This is a genomic window from Achromobacter sp. D10 (genome assembly GCF_035282245.1).
Classification (GTDB): Bacteria; Pseudomonadota; Gammaproteobacteria; order Burkholderiales; family Burkholderiaceae_B; genus Achromobacter; species Achromobacter insolitus.
This window is the reverse complement of the sequence record NZ_JAYJLE010000006.1, coordinates 124,626-144,286: the sequence shown is the minus strand read 5'-3', so window position 1 is coordinate 144,286 and position 19,661 is coordinate 124,626. Positions and strand designations below refer to the sequence as shown.

General features: G+C 65.2%; 20 protein-coding genes. 8 read left to right on the top strand and 12 right to left on the bottom strand.

The window, feature by feature from the left end:
* Positions 1-34: 34 nt before the first annotated feature.
* Both VCS63_RS18470 and VCS63_RS18465 read left to right on the top strand, forming a co-directional pair.
* Complete coding sequence (locus tag VCS63_RS18470; protein WP_042795015.1) at positions 35-1,006, top strand: Bug family tripartite tricarboxylate transporter substrate binding protein; 972 nt, start codon at positions 35-37, stop codon at positions 1,004-1,006.
* Positions 1,007-1,010: 4 nt separating this feature from the next.
* Positions 1,011-2,162, top strand: coding sequence for an acyl-CoA dehydrogenase family protein (locus tag VCS63_RS18465; RefSeq protein ID WP_323880644.1), 1,152 nt, complete (start codon positions 1,011-1,013; stop codon positions 2,160-2,162).
* Between the two features lie 47 nt (positions 2,163-2,209).
* Here the strand turns inward: VCS63_RS18465 and VCS63_RS18460 are convergent, their stop codons facing one another.
* From VCS63_RS18460 to VCS63_RS18445, 4 genes are all read right to left on the bottom strand, one after another.
* Entirely contained in the window at positions 2,210-3,148 is a 939-nt protein-coding gene (locus tag VCS63_RS18460; RefSeq protein WP_063642740.1) for a VOC family protein, read from the bottom strand.
* A 47-nt stretch (positions 3,149-3,195) separates the two neighbouring features.
* Positions 3,196-4,182: a Bug family tripartite tricarboxylate transporter substrate binding protein gene (locus VCS63_RS18455; RefSeq protein ID WP_253636652.1), complete on the bottom strand. Its 987-nt coding sequence runs from the start codon at positions 4,180-4,182 to the stop codon at positions 3,196-3,198.
* 69 nt (positions 4,183-4,251) lie between these two features.
* Positions 4,252-5,271: a Bug family tripartite tricarboxylate transporter substrate binding protein gene (locus tag VCS63_RS18450; protein WP_082884756.1), complete on the bottom strand. Its 1,020-nt coding sequence runs from the start codon at positions 5,269-5,271 to the stop codon at positions 4,252-4,254.
* Positions 5,272-5,354: 83 nt separating this feature from the next.
* On the bottom strand, positions 5,355-6,209 hold the full coding sequence (locus tag VCS63_RS18445; RefSeq protein ID WP_063642741.1) for a fumarylacetoacetate hydrolase family protein: 855 nt from the start codon (positions 6,207-6,209) through the stop codon (positions 5,355-5,357).
* Positions 6,210-6,321: 112 nt separating this feature from the next.
* Between VCS63_RS18445 and VCS63_RS18440 the strand changes: the two genes are divergently transcribed.
* The 3 genes from VCS63_RS18440 (at position 6,322) to VCS63_RS18430 (ending at position 8,407) form a co-directional block, all read left to right on the top strand.
* Complete coding sequence (locus tag VCS63_RS18440) at positions 6,322-7,029, top strand: GntR family transcriptional regulator (RefSeq protein ID WP_042795018.1); 708 nt, start codon at positions 6,322-6,324, stop codon at positions 7,027-7,029.
* 131 nt (positions 7,030-7,160) lie between these two features.
* Entirely contained in the window at positions 7,161-7,781 is a 621-nt protein-coding gene (locus VCS63_RS18435) for an NAD(P)H-dependent oxidoreductase (RefSeq protein ID WP_323880642.1), read from the top strand.
* Complete coding sequence (locus VCS63_RS18430) at positions 7,778-8,407, top strand: TetR/AcrR family transcriptional regulator (protein WP_042795020.1); 630 nt, start codon at positions 7,778-7,780, stop codon at positions 8,405-8,407. Before VCS63_RS18435 ends, VCS63_RS18430 begins: the two co-directional genes overlap by 4 nt.
* Positions 8,408-8,438: 31 nt before the next feature.
* Here the strand turns inward: VCS63_RS18430 and VCS63_RS18425 are convergent, their stop codons facing one another.
* The 3 genes from VCS63_RS18425 to VCS63_RS18415 form a co-directional block, all read right to left on the bottom strand.
* Positions 8,439-9,452 (bottom strand): cyclase family protein, encoded by a 1,014-nt coding sequence (locus VCS63_RS18425; RefSeq protein WP_063642744.1) that lies wholly within the window; start codon positions 9,450-9,452, stop codon positions 8,439-8,441.
* Between the two features lie 71 nt (positions 9,453-9,523).
* A complete protein-coding gene (locus tag VCS63_RS18420; protein ID WP_108912891.1) occupies positions 9,524-10,204 on the bottom strand; it encodes a DsbA family oxidoreductase in 681 nt (226 codons plus the stop codon).
* A gap of 80 nt (positions 10,205-10,284) precedes the next feature.
* Positions 10,285-11,193 carry a LysR family transcriptional regulator gene (locus VCS63_RS18415; protein ID WP_076815374.1) on the bottom strand — a complete coding sequence of 303 codons (909 nt, stop codon included), beginning with the start codon at positions 11,191-11,193 and terminating at the stop codon, positions 10,285-10,287.
* A 305-nt stretch (positions 11,194-11,498) separates the two neighbouring features.
* Here VCS63_RS18415 and VCS63_RS18410 point away from each other — a divergent pair, with 305 nt between their 5' ends.
* Together VCS63_RS18410 and VCS63_RS18405 are read left to right on the top strand one after the other, a co-directional pair.
* Positions 11,499-11,825 (top strand): hypothetical protein, encoded by a 327-nt coding sequence (locus VCS63_RS18410; RefSeq protein ID WP_042797333.1) that lies wholly within the window; start codon positions 11,499-11,501, stop codon positions 11,823-11,825.
* A gap of 305 nt (positions 11,826-12,130) precedes the next feature.
* The gene (locus tag VCS63_RS18405) at positions 12,131-14,500 is read left to right on the top strand and encodes a mechanosensitive ion channel domain-containing protein (RefSeq protein WP_323880639.1); all 2,370 of its coding nucleotides are present in this window, start codon (positions 12,131-12,133) and stop codon (positions 14,498-14,500) included.
* A gap of 58 nt (positions 14,501-14,558) precedes the next feature.
* Here VCS63_RS18405 and VCS63_RS18400 read toward each other — a convergent pair whose 3' ends face one another.
* Positions 14,559-15,263, bottom strand: coding sequence for a glutathione S-transferase family protein (locus VCS63_RS18400; RefSeq protein WP_076815376.1), 705 nt, complete (start codon positions 15,261-15,263; stop codon positions 14,559-14,561).
* 104 nt (positions 15,264-15,367) lie between these two features.
* On the opposite strand from VCS63_RS18400, the gene VCS63_RS18395 reads away from it, so the two are divergent.
* Positions 15,368-15,697 (top strand): winged helix-turn-helix transcriptional regulator, encoded by a 330-nt coding sequence (locus VCS63_RS18395; RefSeq protein WP_175199605.1) that lies wholly within the window; start codon positions 15,368-15,370, stop codon positions 15,695-15,697.
* 15 nt (positions 15,698-15,712) lie between these two features.
* Here the strand turns inward: VCS63_RS18395 and fes are convergent, their stop codons facing one another.
* From fes to VCS63_RS18375, 4 genes are read right to left on the bottom strand one after another with little or no spacing between them, the layout of a single operon-like run.
* Positions 15,713-17,320, bottom strand: a complete 1,608-nt coding sequence (gene fes, locus VCS63_RS18390; RefSeq protein ID WP_323880637.1) for an enterochelin esterase — start codon at positions 17,318-17,320, stop codon at positions 15,713-15,715.
* A 53-nt stretch (positions 17,321-17,373) separates the two neighbouring features.
* On the bottom strand, positions 17,374-19,002 hold the full coding sequence (locus VCS63_RS18385) for a PepSY-associated TM helix domain-containing protein (protein WP_323880636.1): 1,629 nt from the start codon (positions 19,000-19,002) through the stop codon (positions 17,374-17,376).
* Between the two features lie 15 nt (positions 19,003-19,017).
* Positions 19,018-19,308 (bottom strand): hypothetical protein, encoded by a 291-nt coding sequence (locus tag VCS63_RS18380; protein ID WP_063642752.1) that lies wholly within the window; start codon positions 19,306-19,308, stop codon positions 19,018-19,020.
* Positions 19,295-19,582 carry a hypothetical protein gene (locus VCS63_RS18375; RefSeq protein WP_164793085.1) on the bottom strand — a complete coding sequence of 96 codons (288 nt, stop codon included), beginning with the start codon at positions 19,580-19,582 and terminating at the stop codon, positions 19,295-19,297. The genes VCS63_RS18380 and VCS63_RS18375 overlap by 14 nt, the downstream gene beginning before the upstream one ends.
* Positions 19,583-19,661 lie beyond the last annotated feature (79 nt).

Sequence of the window (19,661 nt, the reverse complement as noted above, 5' to 3'; positions counted from 1 at the left end):
GAGCGCGTTCAATCCAAAAAAACAGGAGACAGGAATGGAGTTCAGCAAGATGGTTGCGGCAGTTCTGCTGGCCGCGGGCTTCGCAACGGCGGCCTCCGCCGCGGAATGGCCGGACAAGCCGATACGCGCGGTGATCGGGTTTGCGCCAGGAGGACCTTCGGATATCGCGTTCAAGATGATGCAGGACGAGCTCAGCAAGAAGCTGGGCCAGCCCGTCATCCCGGAATACAAGCCTGGCGCCAACGGCAATCTGTCGCTGCTGGCCGCGGCCAGCGCTCCCGCCGACGGCTACACCATCCTCTGGACCAATGCGGCCACCATCGCCGTCAATCAGTACCTGTACAAGGACCTGAAGGTCGATCCCGCCCAGGCCTTCGCGCCCGTCGCCCAACTGACGGATTCGCCCCTGGTGGTCGTGGTACCCAAGGATTCGCCCTACAAGACCATGGCGGACCTGATCGCGGCCATCAAGGCGGACAAGCAGGCCACGCTGACCTATGGCTCACCGGGTTACGGCAGTTCGGCGCACACCGCGGCGTCCTCCCTCGCGCTGGCCCTGAACACCAAGCTCACGCACGTGCCGTACAAAGGCAGCGCGCCCGCGCTGCAAGACCTGATCGCCGGACGGCTGACGTTCATGATCGACAGCCGCTCCAGCTCCCTCCCCTACATCAAAGACGGCATGCTGCGGCCCCTGGCCGTCAGCGGCGCCACCCGCGTCAAGGATCTGCCAGACCTGCCCACCATCGCCGAATCCGGCGTGCCCGGCTTCAAGGTCACCACCTGGCAGGCGGTGGTCGTCCCCACCGGCACGCCCAAGCCCATCATCGACAAGCTCGCGCGCGCCCTCGAAGACACCGCCGCCATGCCGATCGTGCAGGAACGCTTCGAACGCATCGCCACGCCGCTGGTCAGCAGTTCGCCCGAGGCGTTCGCCAAGTTCTGGGCGGAGCATCGCGAGGCCACCCGAGACCTGGTGGAACGCGCCAATCTGAAGATGGAGTAAGGGCATGAGCAACATTGACCTGACGCCAGAACAAGAAGCGCTGCGGGACAGCATCCGCCGCTTCATGCAGGCGGAAGTCGTGCCCATCGTGGCGCAGCACGAGAAGGCGCGGACGTTTCCGTTCGACCTGATGCCCAAGCTGGCGGAACTTGGCTACCTGGGCGGCAACCTGCCGGAAGAGGAAGGCGGGCACGGCATAGACATGCCGACGTGGGCCATGATGATGGAAGAGCTGGGATACCACTGGCTCTCCTTGCGCACCATCGTCAACATCACCAACGGCTCCATCAAGCGCCTGGCCGCGCACGGAACGCCCGCGCAAAAGGAGAAGTACCTGAAGCCGCTCATGGCCGGCCGCCTCAAGGCCTGCACCGGGCTGACGGAACCGAATACCGGCTCCAATATCGCCGGCATCCAGACCCGGGCCGAGCTGGTCGGCGACGAATGGGTCATCAACGGCCGCAAGCTATGGATCACCAACGGCTGCGACGCGGATTTCGTCATGGTGGTTGCGCGCAGCTTCAGCCCTGCCTGCGAAGGCAAGCTGTCTACCTTCATCGTCGAACGCGCGCTTGCCAACTATGACGTCCGCAAGCTCGACACCATGGTGCTGCGCAGCACCGGCACTGCCGAGTTGGGTTTCACGGATGTGCGCATCCCGAAGGAAAACCTGGTCGGCGTTGAGGGCGCGGCGCTCTCCGGCACGCTAAAGGGCCTGGACGCCGCGCGGCTGAACATCGCCATGGGCGCCGTTGGCGCGGCGCAGGCAGCGCTGGATCTGTCCACCGACTACGCCAGGCAGCGCGAGCAGTTCGGCCGCCCCATCGGCAGCTTCCAGCTCGTGCAAAAGCATATCGTCGACATGACGGTTCGCGTCGAAGCGGCGCGCGCCCTGGGCATGCGCGCCGCCCACGCGCTGCAAGCCGGCAAGGACGTGCGCCAGGCCTGCTCCATCGCCAAACTCTACGCAACCGAAGCCGCCCACGAAGTGGCAAACATGGCGTTGCAAGTGCATGGCGGCCTGGGCTATTCGGAGGAGTATCCGATCGAACGCATCTTCCGCGACACCCGCGGCGGCATGATTCCGGAAGGCACGACGGAGATCCAGACCCTGATCGCCGGACGCGAGATCCTGGGCATGAACGCCATCAGCTAGGCGGCGGACGCGGCTGCCATCCCCGTTCGGGAGCGCAGCCGCGTTGCTCAGGCATCCCCCTCGTAATTGACGATAAAGTCCGGCGGCAATGCCGGGCCCCACACGTACAACGAATCCTCCGGCGGATAATCTCCCGACGGCCACTGCTGCCCTTCGGCGATGTAGTCGATGTCGTATGAATACTCCGCGTAGCTGCCCCAAGGATCGCGCACATAACGGAAGTAGTTGGAGCCCAGTACATGGCGGCCCACCCCCCAGCCCTCCGCGTAACCCGCCGCCCCCATCTGCTCCATGCCCAGTCCCACCGCATCGATGGACGGCACGCACCAGCTGCTGTGATGCAGGCCCAGGCCATGGGATTTGGCCAGCGCGATCAGATGATGGTCGCTGCCGTGCGGACTGTGAATGAAGGCGATCACATCGCCCGAAATGTCCGACACACGCAGGCCGAGCGCGTCGACGTAGAACCGGGTCGCGCCGACCACGTCGGCGCTGAACAGCAAGATGTGCGACAGGTACAGCGGCTTGACCTGGCGCACCTGGCTGCGCGCAGGCGCGCGGCCGGCGTTGCCGCTGGCCTGGCGCGGTTCTTGCGGCGCGGGAGCCGATGGCGAGGACTTGCGGGCGATCCGCAGCTGCAAGGCCAGCCCGTCGGGAGCCTCGATCCAGAGCCCGCCGGGATCGGCGCCCGGCGGCGCGGCGATGCGCGCAATGCCCTGGCTGTCCAGGTGCGCGGCGAAGCGCTCCGCGTCGCTGGCGTGGATCCCCATGCTTAGCCACAGCAGGCGTTTGCGGTCCCCTTGCCGGATACGCGCCCAGCGTTGCGGATGACCATGGGTGTAAAGCGCCAGGTATTCGCCTTCATCCCGCACATCCAGGCCGAAGTTCGAATAGAAGCGCCTGGCCTCTTCGATATCGGGAACGCTGAACACGAACTCATCCACCGAGTGCACGGCGAGCGGCGCTGTCTGCGCATTCGATTGCATGTCTGTCTCCAGGAATCTTGTTCTGTTTTGGCCCGCATGCCCTGCATTTACTGCTCGACGGCTACTTTCCGCGCCAGGCCTTCATACAGGGCCGTCTCCGTTGCATAGAAGTCGCGCATGTCCGCCAGAGTATTCTGCGCGGCCAGCTCCATTCCGGTCGAAACAACATACTCGCGAAACGCTGCGTCTTCCATGGCCTGGACGATCGCGCGGTTAAGGCTGGCGACAGTCGCATCCGGCGTCTTGGCCGGCACCAGGAAGGCTATCCAGGTCCCGTATACGAAATCCCGCAGCTTTACGCTGGACGCCGAGAGGGACGGAACTTGCGGCAACTTTGGGCTCGGCGAGGCGCCAGTCGTGCCGTAGGCCCGTATGCGCCCCGACTCGATCAGGTCCAGCGTCGAGCCGCCCAGGGGCAGGAAGCTCAACTCTATCTGTCCGCCCATCAGATCCTGCGTGACCGGCGGCACACCGCGATAGACGACATGATTAAGTTTGAATTCACTTTGCCGCGCCCATTGCTCCCCCAATAAGTGAATCATCGAACCCGGGCCGATATGGCCGAAGTTCAGCCCCTTGTCCCCCTGGTTCCGCGCGAGCTGGGTCAGTTCATCGAGGTTCCTGGCCGCAAGCGCATTGCTACCGGTCAGGATGTAGGGCAGGCGCGCCACCACCGCCACGGCGCGCAGGTTTTCGGCCCGATACTTCACATGCTGCATCGTGGCAGGCGTCAGGATGGGTTCGGTCTGGGACGCGATCAGCAACATGCGCCCATCCGCCGGCGCGTTCAGGACCCGTTGCGTGCCGATCGAGCCGCCCGCCCCAGGTTGATTCTCCACAATGACGGTTCTGCCCAGCGCGGCCTGCAGCAGCGGCTGCAGCTTGCGAGCGACACCATCCGTGGGATTGCCCACCGGTTGTGGAACGACAATGGAAACAGGCGGCGCGTCGGCCTGCGCGTGCCCAGGAGTGAACGCCAGGACGCCGATCAGGGACTGCAGACATGCGGCAACGCCGCTAAGCAACGCTCTCATTGCTGGCCTTTCTGGTTGGACTCGTTGGACGGTGAGACGCCGCCGGCGATCAGTGTCCCGCTAACGTCGTCACTCGAGTTGAAGGCGTGAAACCATAGGGCCGAATTGGGCGAACTGCCCTTTCAGCAGTGCGCTCATCTGGTCGGGGCTGGACCCGCTTGGTTCGGCCCCCAGCTCGGCAAGACGTTGGCGGATCGCGGGCTGCTGGACGGCACTGGCCACCGCCTCGCGTATACGCGCCACGACAGCATCGGGCGTCTGGGCCGGCACAAGTAGACCGTTCCATCCCTCGGTGTCGATGCCGGTAAAACCCAGCTCACTGGCTGTGGGTACGTCAGGCAGGGATGGCGAACGTTGCGGAGACGTGACGGCCAGCGCAGTCAAGGAGCCGGCCCGGATGTCGCTCAACGATGAAGACAACTGGTCGCCGCCCATCTGGATGCGGCCCGCAAGCATTTCACTCTTCAGGGGCGCCGCGCCCTTGAACGGCACGTGCGTCATGGCGGCGCCGGTCTGCTCCTGGAACCATACGCCGAATACGTGGATGTAGGAGCCTGGGCCCGTCGAACCGTAGGCGTAGTGGGTGGCGGGATTCTGCTTGAGCAGGTCCGCGAACTCGCGCAGATTGCGCGCCGGCACCGAAGGCGTGGACGTGATGACCAGCGGCACGTTCGCCACCACGCTCACGCTGCGCAGGTCGGCCAAGGGATCAAAGTTCAGCCGCTTCGCCCCCTGCGCCACCAGCGCGGCCAGCGGGTAGGAGATATTGGCCATCAACAGCGTATAGCCGTCTGGCGCCGCCTTTGCGACGGCATCGGCGCCTAGCAGGCCGCCCACGCCCGGACGATTCTCGACCACCACCGCTTGCCCCAGCTGCTGCGACATAGGCGTCGCGATCAACCGCGCGATCAGGTCGGTGGTCCCGCCTGCCGCGAACGGCACCACGATCTTCACGGGCCTCGCCGGCCAGTCCGCGGCGCTGGCCACGCCCAGACTGGAGGCCAGCCCGGCCGCCAACAGCAGTTTCGCCCAGCGCCGGCGCGCGGGACTCGTCACGGATCGGTTCACAACGGAAGCTACGGTACGCATGTCTGGAATTCCTGGAAGGGAGCGGGGCTGCGCACCTCGGCGCCATGAATGGCGCCGAGGCCTCTGGATGCGTGGCGAACTGCCTAGGCGGCGGAGACTTCGTCGCGGATGCGGTTGCGCAACACGCCGATGCGTTCAATATCGACTTCGACGGTGTCGCCGTCCTTCATGTACAGCTTGGGTGTGCGGCCGAAGCCGACGCCCGCGGGTGTCCCGGAAAAAATGATGTCCCCGGCCTGCAGGGTGATGGCCTCGCTGACCGTCGAGATCACGGTGGCCACGTCGAACAGCATGTCACGGGTGTTGGACGACTGCATCGTCTCGCCATTGAGGCGGGTCTCGATCCGCAACCCGCTTCCGCCCGCCGGCAACTCGTCCGCCGTGACCACGTATGGCCCCCAGGTACCCGTGCCGTCGAAGTTCTTGCCCACCGTCCATTGCGGCGACTTGAACTGGTATTCGCGCACCGAGATTTCATTACCCACGGCGTAGCCGAACACATGGTCCAACGCCTGTTCCTTGGAAATCCTGCGCCCGCCCTTGCCCAAGACCACGACCATCTCGCCCTCGAAATCCAGCGTATCGCTGAGCGCGGGACGCTCCACGACGGCATCGTGGGCGCCCAGGCTCGTCGACACCCGCAGGAAAAGCGTCGGGTAATCAGGCTGCGCGTACGGGCTTTCCTTGGTGTGGTCCGCGTAGTTCAGGCCGACACAGAGAATCTTGGGCGGTTCGATCGAGGGCGATAGGAAGGTCGCGCGGTCGGGATCGACGAACTGCGTGGCCGCGGCGGCCAGGCGTTCCAGGTCTGCCAGCGTCTTGCCCTGGCGCAGCAGCGCGCCCAGGTCGGTGCCGGGAGCGGCAAGCAGCGCCAGGCGGCCTTGCACGAGAGCGGCGGCGCACGGCGCGCCGTCGATTTGTAGGGTGGCCAGTTTCACGTGATCTCCTGATGGTGAGGGCTGACCGAAGAATATGTAATCCTAAAAATATATATATTCTGGTTTTCCCTGGATAACTTGAGCTTCATAGATAAAAACCTTATCGTTTCGCATGACTTCCGCCTCGACCCCATTCCGGACTGCGGCATCGGCCCTGGCCAATGACATCCGCGCAGACATCATCACGGGCCACCTGCCCCCAGGGGCACGCCTGCGCATCAAGGATCTCTGCGAACGCTACGACAGCGGGGCCATCCCGCTGCGGGAAGCGCTCTCGCGCCTGGCCACCAGCGGATTCGTGGTCGCGGAGGACCAGCGCGGCTTCCGCGTGGCCGACGTCTCGGCGGAAGAATTGCTCGACATCACCGAAACCCGGATCCACATCGAATGCGAAGCGCTGCGCCGCGCCATTGCGCGCGGCAGCCTGGACTGGGAAGAGCGATTGGCGGGCGCGCACTACCGCCTGAGCCGCCTGCCCCTGCATGCGCCCGACGGATCGGGGCTATCCGCCGAATGGGAACAAGCGCATTCCGCCTTCCATTCGGCACTGATCAGCGGCAGCGATTCGAAGTCGCTCATTGCTATCGCCGAACTGCTGCGCGATCAGACCGCGCGTTACCGCTACCTGTCCGTGCAACGCAATACCGGTGCTAAAAGCGCAACGGCCCCGAAGAAGGGCAAGGAACGCAACGTGGCTGACGAGCACCGGCAACTGCTGGAAGCCGCGTTGACCCGCGATGCCGACACCGCCGCCGAACTGCTGGCCCAGCACTTGCGCCAGACAACACAATTGGTACTGGCGCAGATTCCCAGCCACTAGGCACAAGGCCGGCCTCTCCGGCATTCCTTCATCGCAATCCGCTCGCAGGGCTTGACACTGCACGTCCAGCCCACAACCTACCAATAGTAGGTTACTATTGGTAGGTTAACTATCAATGGAGTGGATACGCCATGCACGCGCTCATCGTTGTCGCACACCCCGATCCCGCCTCGCTCACTCATGCGGTCGCAAGACAGCTAGCGGAAGGAATTTCCGCTTCCGGCTCCGGGCATACTTTCGAGATCGCGGACCTGACCGCGGAAGGATTCGACCCCGGTTTCACGCAACGGGACGTGCTGCTCGCCCAAGGCAAGGCAGAGCCGCTGCCGGAAATCGCCGCGGAGCACGCGCGCCTGGAACGCGCGGATGCCCTGGTACTGGTCTATCCGGTGTATTGGTGGTCTTTTCCGGGGCTGCTCAAGGGTTGGATAGACCGCGTCTTCACGCAAGGCTGGGCCTACGACGATACGGACGGCAAGCTGGTCAAGAAACTGCAGCGGCTCAAGGTGCATCTGATCGCCCTCGGAGGTGCTAACCAGCGCACCTATGCCCGCCACGGTTACTTCGGCGCGATGAAAACCCAGATCGACCACGGCATCTTCGGCTACTGCGGCGCCAGCGTGGCGACGTCGGAACTGCTGCTGCCGTCGGACGCCGGCTTTCCCGCCGCGCACCTCGCTACCGCCCGCACGGTGGGCGAGAAGGTTTTCGCTTCGCGTGCTGTAATCCGCGAGGAGGTAGTCGAACCATGACCATACAAACACCGGGCGCCGCCAAAGCAGCCACTCATCGCCGCTTGTCCAAGGACGAGCGGCAGCGCCAGCTGCTGGACGTCGCCTGGAAACTGATCCGCGACGAAGGCACCGACGCCCTGACCCTGGGACGACTGGCCACGGAAGCGGGCGTCACCAAACCCGTTGCCTATGACCACTTCGCCACACGCAACGGGCTGCTGGTCGCGCTGTATCAGGACTTCGATGTCCGCCAGACGGCGTTGATCGACGCCGCCATCGCCGCCAGCAAACCCGTCCTGAAGGAAAAGGCCCGGGTCATCGCATCCGGCTACATAGAATGCGTCATGACCCAAGGGCGTGAAATTCCCGGCGTGCTGGCGGCCCTGGGCGGCTCGCCGGAACTGGCTGCGGTCAAACACCGGTACCAGCAGGCCTTCATCAAGAAATGCCAGGCCATCCTGGCGCCTTACGCCGGCCCGGCCGGCATTCCGCCCGCCAGCATGTGGGCGATGCTCGGCGCGGCCGACGGCCTGGCGCATGCCGCCGTCACGCATGACATCAGCGTGGAACAGGCGCGCGACGAGTTGATGGAGACCATCCAGGCAATGGTCAAGCGCAGCAAGTCATCCGCAGCAAGCGCATGAACGTCAGCGAAAAGCGGGCGCCCCCAGTCCCTCACCGCAAGGGCATCGCCACCGGGCGCAGCGGGGCGGCATCGCCGCCTCGGATCTTGAGCGGTCCGCCGATGAAGGCAAATTCATAGACCTTGTCGCGCGACAATTCGTCCAGGGCCGCCAACTCGATGATGGGCACGCCCTTTTGCGCCAGCAGATAGGTATGCAACGGCACATAGTCGTCGGCGACCTCGGAGGGGAAAGTCTCGAAGCTGAGATTGTCCGCGCCCAGGATCATGGCGCCTCCTTCCTCGACCAGATAGCGCGCCGCGTCCAGCCCCATGCCCGGCGGCTTGGCCATGTAGGCGGCGGGATCGTTGTACAACTTCATGCGGCCCGTGCGGATCAGGACGATGTCGCCTTCGCGCAGCTCGGTCTTCTGGCGCGCCAAGGCAGCCTTCAAGTCCTGTCGGGTGATGCGGTATTGGTCGGGCAGCATGTCCACCCCCTTGAGCGCGGCCACGTCGATCAACACGCCACGCGCCACCAACGGCGGGAATTTCTCGATCCCCGTGCGCTTCCAGCCGCGGTCGCCCAGATGCTCGTCGGCGCGAAAGCCATTCCAGATCTTGCCATGGATGCCGAAATGGTTGAGCGCATCGATGTGCGTGCCCGTGTGGCTGTACATCGAGAATGCCGTGCCTGTGTAGCTGCGCATGGCATTCATGTCCTTGCCCACGCCCATCGGGTCGTCCACTTCCGTGCCACGCGGGGTGTGCGTCATCCAGAACTGATAATGCGGATCGCCGGCGTCCTGCCAGCTGGGCATCCCCACGTAGTACTCCGTGGCCAAGTCATAAACCTTGCCGCCCGCCACGCGCGACATGACGGCGGCGCGCGACTCCGGCGTGATCAGATTGAGGCGGCCGATTTCATCGTCCGGCCCCCACGGACTGATGCCAACCTCCTGCCCCGGCGCGGGCGGCCGCGCGGGCGCGCCGTGTGCGAGAGCGTTGAAGCTGATGGCGGCGCCCAGCGCCAGGCCGAGCAATTTTTGGGTGTAGCGGATAGTCATGGTGCACCTTGTGCGTAGTTCCCCGTGCAGGGACGAGAAGAAGAAAGAGAATGAGGAAGACGTGCCAGCGATCAGACCGGGGCCGGAGCCGGCATCAGCGCCAGCAACCTGTCCCGCAGCTCGACGGTCGACATGGTGCGCAGGCGGGCGCGGTGCGGGCCGGCGATCAGCGTGGGGATGGAATCGATGGCCATCCGTGCAGCGGCCTCGCGGTCGGCTTGCACGCGCTGCAATGCCATAGGGCCGTGCATGTGGGCGGCGAACTCGTCACGGTCATGGCCGAGTTCAGTGGCGATGTCCAACAGCACGGCGCTATCGCCGACGTTGCGGTGCAGACTCAGATGCGCGTGCTGTATCGCATCGAACATGTCCCAGTGGCCCGCGTCGCCGCCGAGCAGGTGCGCGGCCTGGCATGCCAGGGCGCCCGCCATGCCGCTGGGATAGTCGAACGGTTCGGCGCGCATGCCCTCGACGTCGATGCGGGGCTGGTCGTCGTGGCGGGCGCAGGCTTCCCAATGGCCCAGGATCACCTGCTTGGCGCGCTCCATCGAGCCAAACACCTGGCACATCTGTTCGGGCGTATCCTGCAACACAAAGCTGCGCTGGCGCACGGCGATGCCCAGTTCGGCCGCGACCTGGCGCAGGCGGGGAGACATGACATAACACCAGCCGCAGACCACGTCGTGGAAGAAGTCCACGGTCAGCGGCGCGGAAGAGGCGTTGTCGGGGGTCGAAATCATGCTGGCATCCATCTCGTTTCAATGGACGCCAGCTTAAGGATGGGCCGGCGCGGGAGTAAGGTGTCCGCCGGCAGGACTTTATTCGCTGGCCGTTAAGAATCGCCGCGCATGGCGGCGGGCAGATGCTCCGCCAGAAAATCCACGAAGGCCTTGACCTTGGGCTGCAGGTGGCGACTGGTCGGATAGACGGCATAGACATGGCGCGGCGCGGCCGGCCGGTCCGGCAGCACGCGAACCAGCTTACCCCTGGCGATCGCGGGCGCGGCCAGAAACGATGGAAGCGCGCCGATACCCAGCCCGTGTTCCAGCATGTCGCGCAGCATCAGGCTGTTGTTGACCTGAACCAGCGCGGAACCGGCCAGCGGGTCCGCCCGCGCGCCGCCGTCTTCGTCCGGCATGGTCTCCGGCCCCTCGGCCAGGGTATAGCTCAGGACGTCATGCCCATGCAGCGCTTGCACACCGTCCGGCCGCCCGCGGCGGTCCAGGTATGACGGCGCCGCGCAGAGCACCTGCGTCAGCGACGCCAGCCGACGCGCAATCAGCGTGGAATCATCCAGCTGCGCCCGCAGCCGGATCGACACATCGAAGCCCAGTCCCACCGCGTCGACCAGACGGTCTTCCATCGCCAGGTCCAGCCGCAGCTCGGGATACTGGCGCAAAAACCGCGCCAGCAGCGGCGACAGCACGCTCAAGGCAAAGGACACCGGCGCGTTCACGCGCAGCCGTCCCGCGACCAGCCGCGATTGCTGCTTGACCGACCTTTCCAGGGCATCCAGCTCATCAAGCAGCCGGCAGCATTCCGCGTAATAGGCAGCGCCCGTGTCGGTCAGGCTCATCTTGCGGGTGGTCCGTTGGATAAGCACCGCGCCCAGATGGGCTTCCAGCGCCCGCAATTGCTTGCTGAGGCCGGCGGACGACATATCCAGGTCCTCGGCCGCCTTGGCTAGGCTGCCCATTTCCACGATGCGCCGGAAGGCGCGCATGTAGTTGAAGGTGTCCATGAAGGCAGGAACGAATGATGACGAAGCCGGGATTCTGCGGGGAATCGCCACAATCGCCAAACCTGATGTCGCTTGCCACCCGCCGCAGCCCCCAAAACCGCGCGCGCCTGTGGAGGGCAGGACTGAACGACACATTTAGTTTCAACGGTTCATAAGTCCATAACAATGAATAGGGCATATTGCTCCCCGCCACTGATATGCCTTTCCGGCTTTCAGGCGTGCACATGATTCCCTTAACGCACTGGAGACCTGAATTGCCGACTTTCAAGCAAGCTTGCGCCCTTGTTTCACGCCAAAAGGCGGTCTTGGCAGCCGCCGTCCTCGCCCTGGGCAGCGGCGCCACTCTTGCGCAGCAGGCAGCGCCCGGCCAGATGCCGAGCCTGGCCGCCCTGAGCGGACAGATGCACGCGGCCGCGGAGTACTGCAATGCCTATCCGGCCGCCCAGCTTGACCAGATGAAGCAACAGCAGAAAACCGCTGCAGGCGCCCAGGGTCTCTCGGCCGCGGACTTTGATTCCGCGTTTGCGCAGGCCTACACCACCACCAAAGGCCAGTTGGCCACGTTGAGCGCAGCCGACAAGGAAAAAACCTGCTCGCAGCTAAAGGCCATATCGGCGGCGCGCCCGCAATAACCGGCCTTTTCGACAGGTCTGACCGTCTCCGCCTGCCCTGTGAACAGGCGGAAGCGCGGCGCCCACGAGGCGCCGCGTTGGCGGCGCAGAACACTGTGGGAGACCACGGGCCTTTATCATCGGATCTACGGCGGCGTTGCGATCGCGATCGCGCACCGCTTTTCTTGGCCCAGATCACAGGAGACTCTCTAGTGGTTAGATCCGCAACGACAGCATCAATTTCTTTCCTGCCCCCAAGACATGCCACCAGCTTCTGGCGGCGCCGACGGGAGAGGCCCTGGCTGGCATTCCTATTGCTGGCGGCGATGCTGTGTTGCCTATCCTACTCCTGGCCAGCGCAGGCTGCGGGACTGCTGCAACCGTCCGCAGCGGCGGCGGCGCCCTCCTCCGCGCTGACCCCGGCGGCGCTGGCCGATCTGCTGGAAAATCCCGACGCGCGCAAAGCCCTGGTGGACGAGCTGCGGGCCCAGGCGGCGGGAAGCAAGCCGCCGGCATCCTCCCGCTCCGCCACCGCCGCTCCGGCGCCCGCGCTGCCGGCCGAGCCCGGCCTGCAGGAACGCATGGCCGACAATGTGCAGCACTTCCTGACCGGCCTGGCCACCGATATGGGCCAGGGCGTCGAAGACATGCGCGCGCTGGCGTCGGGACACAGCCTTCGGATGGACAGCGGCGCCGCGGGACATGCGCTGCTGCCCCTGGCGCTGGCCGCGGCGGCCACGATCATCGCCTTCGTTTTGCTGCGGATGATCGCCATGCTGATCTACACCCGGATCGACCGCTGGGTGGCACGGCAGGGCAACGAGCCCGAAGCGCCACCGAAGCGCGGCGCGCCTGCGTCCGTGCGCGCACTGTACCGGCGCGTGGGCGCCATCGTGGGAGCCGTGGCCATCGACGCGGGCGTGGTGGTGCTGGCCGCCATGGCCGGCGGCGCCGCTGCCCTGTGGGGCACGCCGGGGCGCGGGGCGCTGGACGCGCTGGCCGCCGTTTTCCTGCGAGCCTTCGTGTCAGTGGAGATCGTCAAGGTATTGATCCGCACGGTGTTCGCCGTCAGGCATCCCCATCTGCGCCTCCTGCCCATGAGCGATGACCTGGCCGCGTATTGGGCCAACTGGCTGCTGCGCATCGCCACGGCGGCAGGCTACGGCACGCTGCTGATCGATCCGGTCGTGTCGGCCTCGCTGTCTCCCGCCCTGGGCCGGCTGGCCAACCTGCTCATCATGCTGGCGGTGTATGTGTACGCCGTGCGCGTCATCTGGCGCAATCGCCAGTCGGTGCGGGAACGCCTGGACCGCCGGGCCGCAAGCGCCACCACTTTCATGGGTTCGCGGCTGCATTTCCTGTCGCGCGTGTGGCACGTGCTGGGCATAGGCTACTTCACCATCCTGCTCGTGGTCAGCCAAGTGGACCCGATCAACGCGCTGCCCTTCATGGCCCGCGCCACGGGGCAAACGTTGCTGGTGATTGGCGTCGGCAGCCTGCTGATCCTGCTGCTGAACACGGTGCTGGCCAAGCCGATCCGGCTGCCCGCGGATCTGCGCCGCCGCCTGCCGCTGCTGGAGGCGCGCGTGAACGCCTACGTGCCCGCGACGTTGAAGCTGTTCGGCCTCATCATCCGGGTCGTGCTGGTGCTGCTGGTCCTGGACGCGTGGCGGGCCTTCGACCTGTCGCGGTGGCTGGCCTCGGACGCCGGAGGCGCGGCCATCAAAATGACGGTGAACATCGTCATCGTGCTGCTGATCGCGGCGCTGGCCTGGACCGTGATCGCCAGCATCATCGAACACCGCCTCAGCCAGAGCGAGGGACGCGGCATGCCCAGCGCGCGCGAGCGCACTCTGTTGGCCTTGTTCCGTAATGCCTCGCTGATCGTCATCGTGACGATGACGCTGATGGTGCTGCTGTCGCAGATCGGCATCGACGTTGGGCCGCTGATTGCAGGCGCCGGCGTGGTAGGCCTGGCCATCGGCTTCGGCGCTCAGAAACTTGTCCAGGACATCATCACGGGCGTTTTCATCCAGCTGGAAAACGGCATGAACGAGAACGACGTCGTGCAGGTCGCGGGCGTGTTCGGCACCGTCGAGAAAATGACGATACGTTCGGTGGGCATACGCACGCTGGACGGCGGCTATCACCTGGTGCCCTTCTCGTCCGTGGACGTGGTGGCGAACCACATGCGCGACTTTTCTTACCACCTGGGTGAGTACACCATCGCGCATCGCGAAAGCGTGGACGACGCCATCGTGCACCTGCGCGCCGCCTTCGCCGAGCTGATGACCGATACGGTGCTGGGGCCAGAGATCCTGGAAGACATCACGGTGGCCGGCGTCACGGCGGTCAACGAAAAGGGCGTCACCATACGGATCCTGATCAAGACCACGCCAGGCATGCAATGGGCCGTACAGCGCGGCTACAACCGGCTGCTGAAAAAGCACTTCGACGCGGCCGGCATCGAACTGCCTTACCCGCACACCGTGGTGTACTTCGGCCAGGACAAGCGCGGATACGCGCCGCCCGCCAATGTGTACGTGCAGCCCGGGCGTCCCAGCACAGGCGAGGACGCGCCCGCCGCCGGACATACTCGCCGGCCCCTGGAGCCGGCGCCCCGCGGCGAGGACTCAGCCGAGGTGCTGGGCAACGAGCTGGAGGCGCGCGAGGAAAGCGACATGCCCCGCGCATGAGGACACGCCCGGCAGCGACGGCGGGCCGCCGCCCCCTTAGGCGGGACTGGCGGCCCGCCTACTTCCCGTACGTCGATATCACCGCTTCCAGCGGCACATGACCTTTGCACAGCCCCGAGTACACGGGCTGTTCACCGGCTTCCACCGCCATGGCGTACTTGACCGCCGGGTCGTTTTCCAGACGTTGACGCAGCTTTGCCAGTTTGGGCCAACGGGACGAAGCGGCGACCTGATGAAAATCCAGCCAACGCGCGACCCCGACCAGCAAGGCATCCGCCAGTGTCGGACGGTCGCCCATCACGAACGGGGTGTCGCCCAGCATTGCCTCCAGCTTGTCGTGCCGCTCGATCACGCGTTGCGCCCCCCACTCGCGCAACGTCTTCTGCAATGCCGGGTCCGGCGGATCCATTTCCAGGGCGACCCAGTGCGGCGTAAAGGCGCCCGTGAAGCCTGTATTCAGGAAAGCCATGAACTGGTGCATGCGGTCGGACTCTGGAGAGAGCGGGTCAAAGCTGATTCTCCGCTCGCTGTCCCGGTTCTCTATCCACCGCGCAATCGCCATGGTTTCCGTGAATACTGCGCCGTGTTCGCTGACGAATGCGGGCGTCTCATGACGCGCGTTGATCCGCGCGTACGAAGGCAGCCGCATTTCGCCCAACATGTCCACGCGGCACAAGCGATAAGGTTTGCCCAGCCACTCCAGCGCAGCGACGAGCCCCATGGAACTTCCTAGCGGAAATCCGTATACAAGAATGGGTTCCAAGATGATTTTCTCCGTAGAAGATGGTCACGCTGCGCAGCGCAATGGATTCTACGGATCTGATGGGCCAAGTAAACTACGCACATTTTTGTGACCATGGCTCGTCAATGAAAGACCTGGTTTCGCGCTGCCCTATTGAAGAGGTCATGCAGATCCTGAGCGGCCGATGGCCGACGCTGCTGATCTATTACCTCAAGGACGGCACCAAGCGCTTCAGCGACCTGCGCCGCGACAATCCGACGATCTCCCACCGGATGCTGACGCTGGAGCTACGCAAGCTGGAACTGGCCGGTATAGTCCAGCGGACCGATTTCGACGGCTATCCGCGGCGTGTGGAATACGACCTCACGCCGTCGGGCAAAACGCTCGTCCCGCTGCTGGGGGCACTGGGCGATTGGTGGGACGAGGCCGCAGCAGCGTCCGGGGACGCTCGCTGACCGGACCTGCCGCCGTCACGCCCCAGGATCCTGGCCGTCCGCTTTGCCCGTGCCGATCAGATCCACCAAACCATCCGACAAAGTACCGCGCCAGACCAGGTAATCGTGGCCGCCCGCCACCTCGCGGTGCGTCACCAGATAGCCCTTGGCCAGCAGCACGTCCCGCAGATGCCGGTTGGTTTCCAGAATGCCCGGCTGGCCGCCGCGCCCGGATTCGAACAAGCCTGCCCCGAGGAAGAAGCGCACCGGCAACTTGCGCACGGCGACGAATTGCCGCGTCAGCCACTGGTCCTCTTCGCCCGCCGGTGACCACCAATAAGAACCGGACTGGCTGAGCACATTGCCGAAGACCTCCGGATGACGAAGCGCGGCATAGGCCGACGCCAGTCCGCCATAGCTGGATCCCCCGATGACCGTGCGCGCGGCTGGCGCAGCAATGCCCTGCTTGCGCGCCCAAGGCATCAGCTCTTTGGCCAGGAAGTCGGCGAAGTCCGGATTGGGCGGCAATTCCTGGCTGCGGGACTCAGCAGTGGGGTTGTCGATGAGCAGCGCCGCAGTGGGGGGAATGACGCCTGCGGCGATCATGTTGTCCAGGATGGTGGGCGTGGGTACCCGGCCCAGATAGGCGCCGGCGTCAAACAGCACCAGCACGTGGTTGTTCGCGGCATCCGGCTGCCAGCCCGCGGGACGGTACAGGTGAATCTTGCGCGTGTTCTGCAGGCGCTCGCTGCGCAGCTCCAAGGTCTGGACCGTGCCTTGCCGCACACCCGCGCGGGGCTCGACCCAGGGTTGTGGCGGCGCATCCGCCAGTTCCACCATGGAGTTGGTCTGAAAGGCATCGACGCCCCGCTGCGGATAAGCCTTCGGGTTGTATGGATCCGCCTGAGCCGTGGCCAGGATGGCCCGGCGCCGCGCCATCCCGGACCCCGGAAGCTCCGGCACATCGGGCGCCAGGCGGTACGACAAACGCGTGGATCTGGGCACGACGAAGCTCGCGTACCAGACGTCCGAATCGCCCAGGCGCGCCAATTGCGCGTGGTCCGACGACGGTCCGCCAAACAGGCGCACGTTGCGTTCCGCGCCGCGCCACAGGAATGTGACGCGGTCATGCTTGGCGTCCACCGCTTCGACCAGCGGCGCGCCTTGCCGAGCCACCTCTTCCCAGAAGGAATCCGTGGTTCCCCCCTGGGCCAGCGTGGCCGCGAGCGCGGCCAGGCGCGGGCTGTCGAGCGTCGACATTGGCGCGCGCTGTTGCGCCAGGGGCAGACGTTCCGTCACGGCCCATCGGAACGCCCCCTGCCCCTGCGCCCGTACGGTGTAAAGACCGTCCGCGGGCGCCACCAGCATCAAGCCTCCCGCGGGCTTCTCCTGGTCGCTCAGCCGACGCACATGACGGCCGGCGCTGTCCAGAAGATCCAGGGTCACGCCGGCATCCGCCGCCCAGGTACCCGCAAGGAACTCTCCCTTTTGCAGGGATATCCGTTCGTCCACGCGGCCCTGGGTGGGCACGGTGCCCTGCTTGGACTGTGCTGCCGCCATGCCCGGCGCGAGCCCAGCCATCGATACCGCCAGAGTCGCCGACGCCATCCACTCCCGCCATTCCAACCTATTCTGCTTACGCATATGCATCCATTCAGTTATCCACAATGCTGCCGTGTTCACGCGCGCGGCAGCCGCTATCCCTCGCGGGCCGCAAGCCGCCGGGGGGCCCATGCGCTATCTGGCGCTCCTTTCCCGATCCGACGCGCGCTCACGGCCGCCATCCAGCCAAAACCCAGCGCAGCCGCCAACGCCGTCGCATCCACGCCCAAGGCCGCCGCCGAGGTGTGCGCCCATAGCCCGGACGCGGGAAACAGGCCGCCCGCCAGCGAGGTCAGGGGAATTGCCAACGTCAACGCGGCCGCCGCCCATAGCAGGTGAACCCCCGCCACGGCGCCCCCGCGCAGAAAGGCCCAGGCCACGCAGGTAAAGAACGCGGCGTAGTACAGCCCCTGGAGCCACGCGTTCAAATCACCGACATGCCCGTTCAACCATTTGGCGGCAACCATCATCAACGAAATGCCGCATACGCATCCCAGGCAGATGCCGACGGTGGCCGAGGCCATCAGCCTCGTGTCGAGCCGCTGCACCGGGATTTCACCGGTCTGCCGATTGGCGCGCTTGCGGCGCGTTTCAATCCAGAGCAGATTGCCGCTGTAGAACAGCCATGCGCCCGCGAGCCCAAGCAGGAAGTAAAGCCACTGCACCGCCACGCCGCCAAAGGACGCCATGTGCAAGGCGAAAAAGCTGCTGATCCAGAGATTGGGCGCATCCTGCCCGCCAGGCAGGTAATCCCGATTGAGCACCTTGCCGGTATAGGGATCAAGCGCTACAAAGCCGCCCCGCGCCCTGGGCGAAACCGCGCGGTCGTCCTTGCCCCACACGCGCACCACGGCGCGCGCGCCGGTGACTTGCTGGTACTGCAGCGTATCGGGCTCGAAACCCGGCACCAGGCCGCGAACCTCGGCCACCAGCTGCTGGGGTGTCAGCATGGTTGCGGGATTGCGGGTGTGCACCGCCTCACCGCCGCCCCCGGACCGTTGAAAGACCGACTCCAGCTTGCCTTCGTACATCAACTTGTCCTGCAGGTCGTAGATGCCGTCATGAAACGCAAACACGACAGAGCTAAGCGCCATGACGATGTGAAACGGCAATGACACGATGCCCACCACGTTGTGCGCATCCAGCCACATGCGTTTCAAGTTCTTGCCCACCCGCAAGGCAAAGAAGTCCTTGACCAGCGAAGGCAGCAGCACGATCACGCCCGAGACCAGCGCAAGCGCATACAGCGACGCGACGATGCCCATGAACCAGCGGTTGGGATCACTGTCCACGGGCAGGCCCACCACGCGATGGAGCACGTCGATGAACGGCATCAGCCCGCTGGGCGCGGAGGGCTCCAGCTTGAGTTCTCCCGCCGGATCCAGGTATGCCACGTAATGACGCACTGACGACTCGTCATGGTCGTCGGCGTGTGAGTCTCGGACTTCCCAAGCCAAGCGGGCCGGCACGTGCTCGGCGTCCTGCAGATGGATGCTGAAGCCCTTGGCCACGTCCGGCCGCGCCTCCACGGTTCTGGCGATGAGGGCCGGCACCTCGTCCAGCGGCACAAGCGGCACCGCGGCAGGCGGCGTCGCCCAACGCGTCAACGGGTCCTTGAACACGGTCAACGCGCCGGCATAGAAGGCGATGAAGAGCGCCATGCCTGCCAGGATGCCCGTCCAGGTATGGACCGATTTATAGATGCGTATGTAGTCGGCTCTCATGATTGCGATTTCCCCTCAGATCGCCTTGGCAAGGAACAGCCCGCCATAAAGCAGCGCGCACGCTCCCCCCAGCCATATCCAGGCGCGCAGGCCGCTGGCGAAGAAGTACACGGTGCTGGCAATGCCCAGCCAGACCGGCGGCACCAGCCACATGGCAAGCTGCGATCGCGTCGCCAACGGAATGCCTGCCGTCACCGCCGCCAGCGCAGCGCTGGCTCCCATGGCCAGGGCGAAGCCGAGCAACACGCCCGCAAGACTCTTGGAGATCCAGTCGCGCCGGATCGGCGCGGGCTTAGCTGGCTTCATGCGTATCGGTTCCGTGCAAGCCCGCCAGCACGCCCAGATAGGGAATCAGGCAGAAGAACAGCATCAGGGCCGTGCAAAACACGAATACGGCAGCCACGATGGAAAATGCACGCAGGCAGCCCCAGCCACCCAGCGCCAGCAACAATACGCCCGCGATGCGGGCGGGCAGGATCGGCCACGACGCAGCGCCCCATTGTTGGTTCGGCGAGGCGCGATAAACACAGAAGCAGCCCAGAAACAGGCTGGCCAGACTGAGGACGATGATAGTTGCCATGGTCATCCCTGGATGAAATGCGCGGTCGGTCTCCGCCCGCCCTCGGGCCCATGACGGCAGCCCGAGACACCCGGCGAGC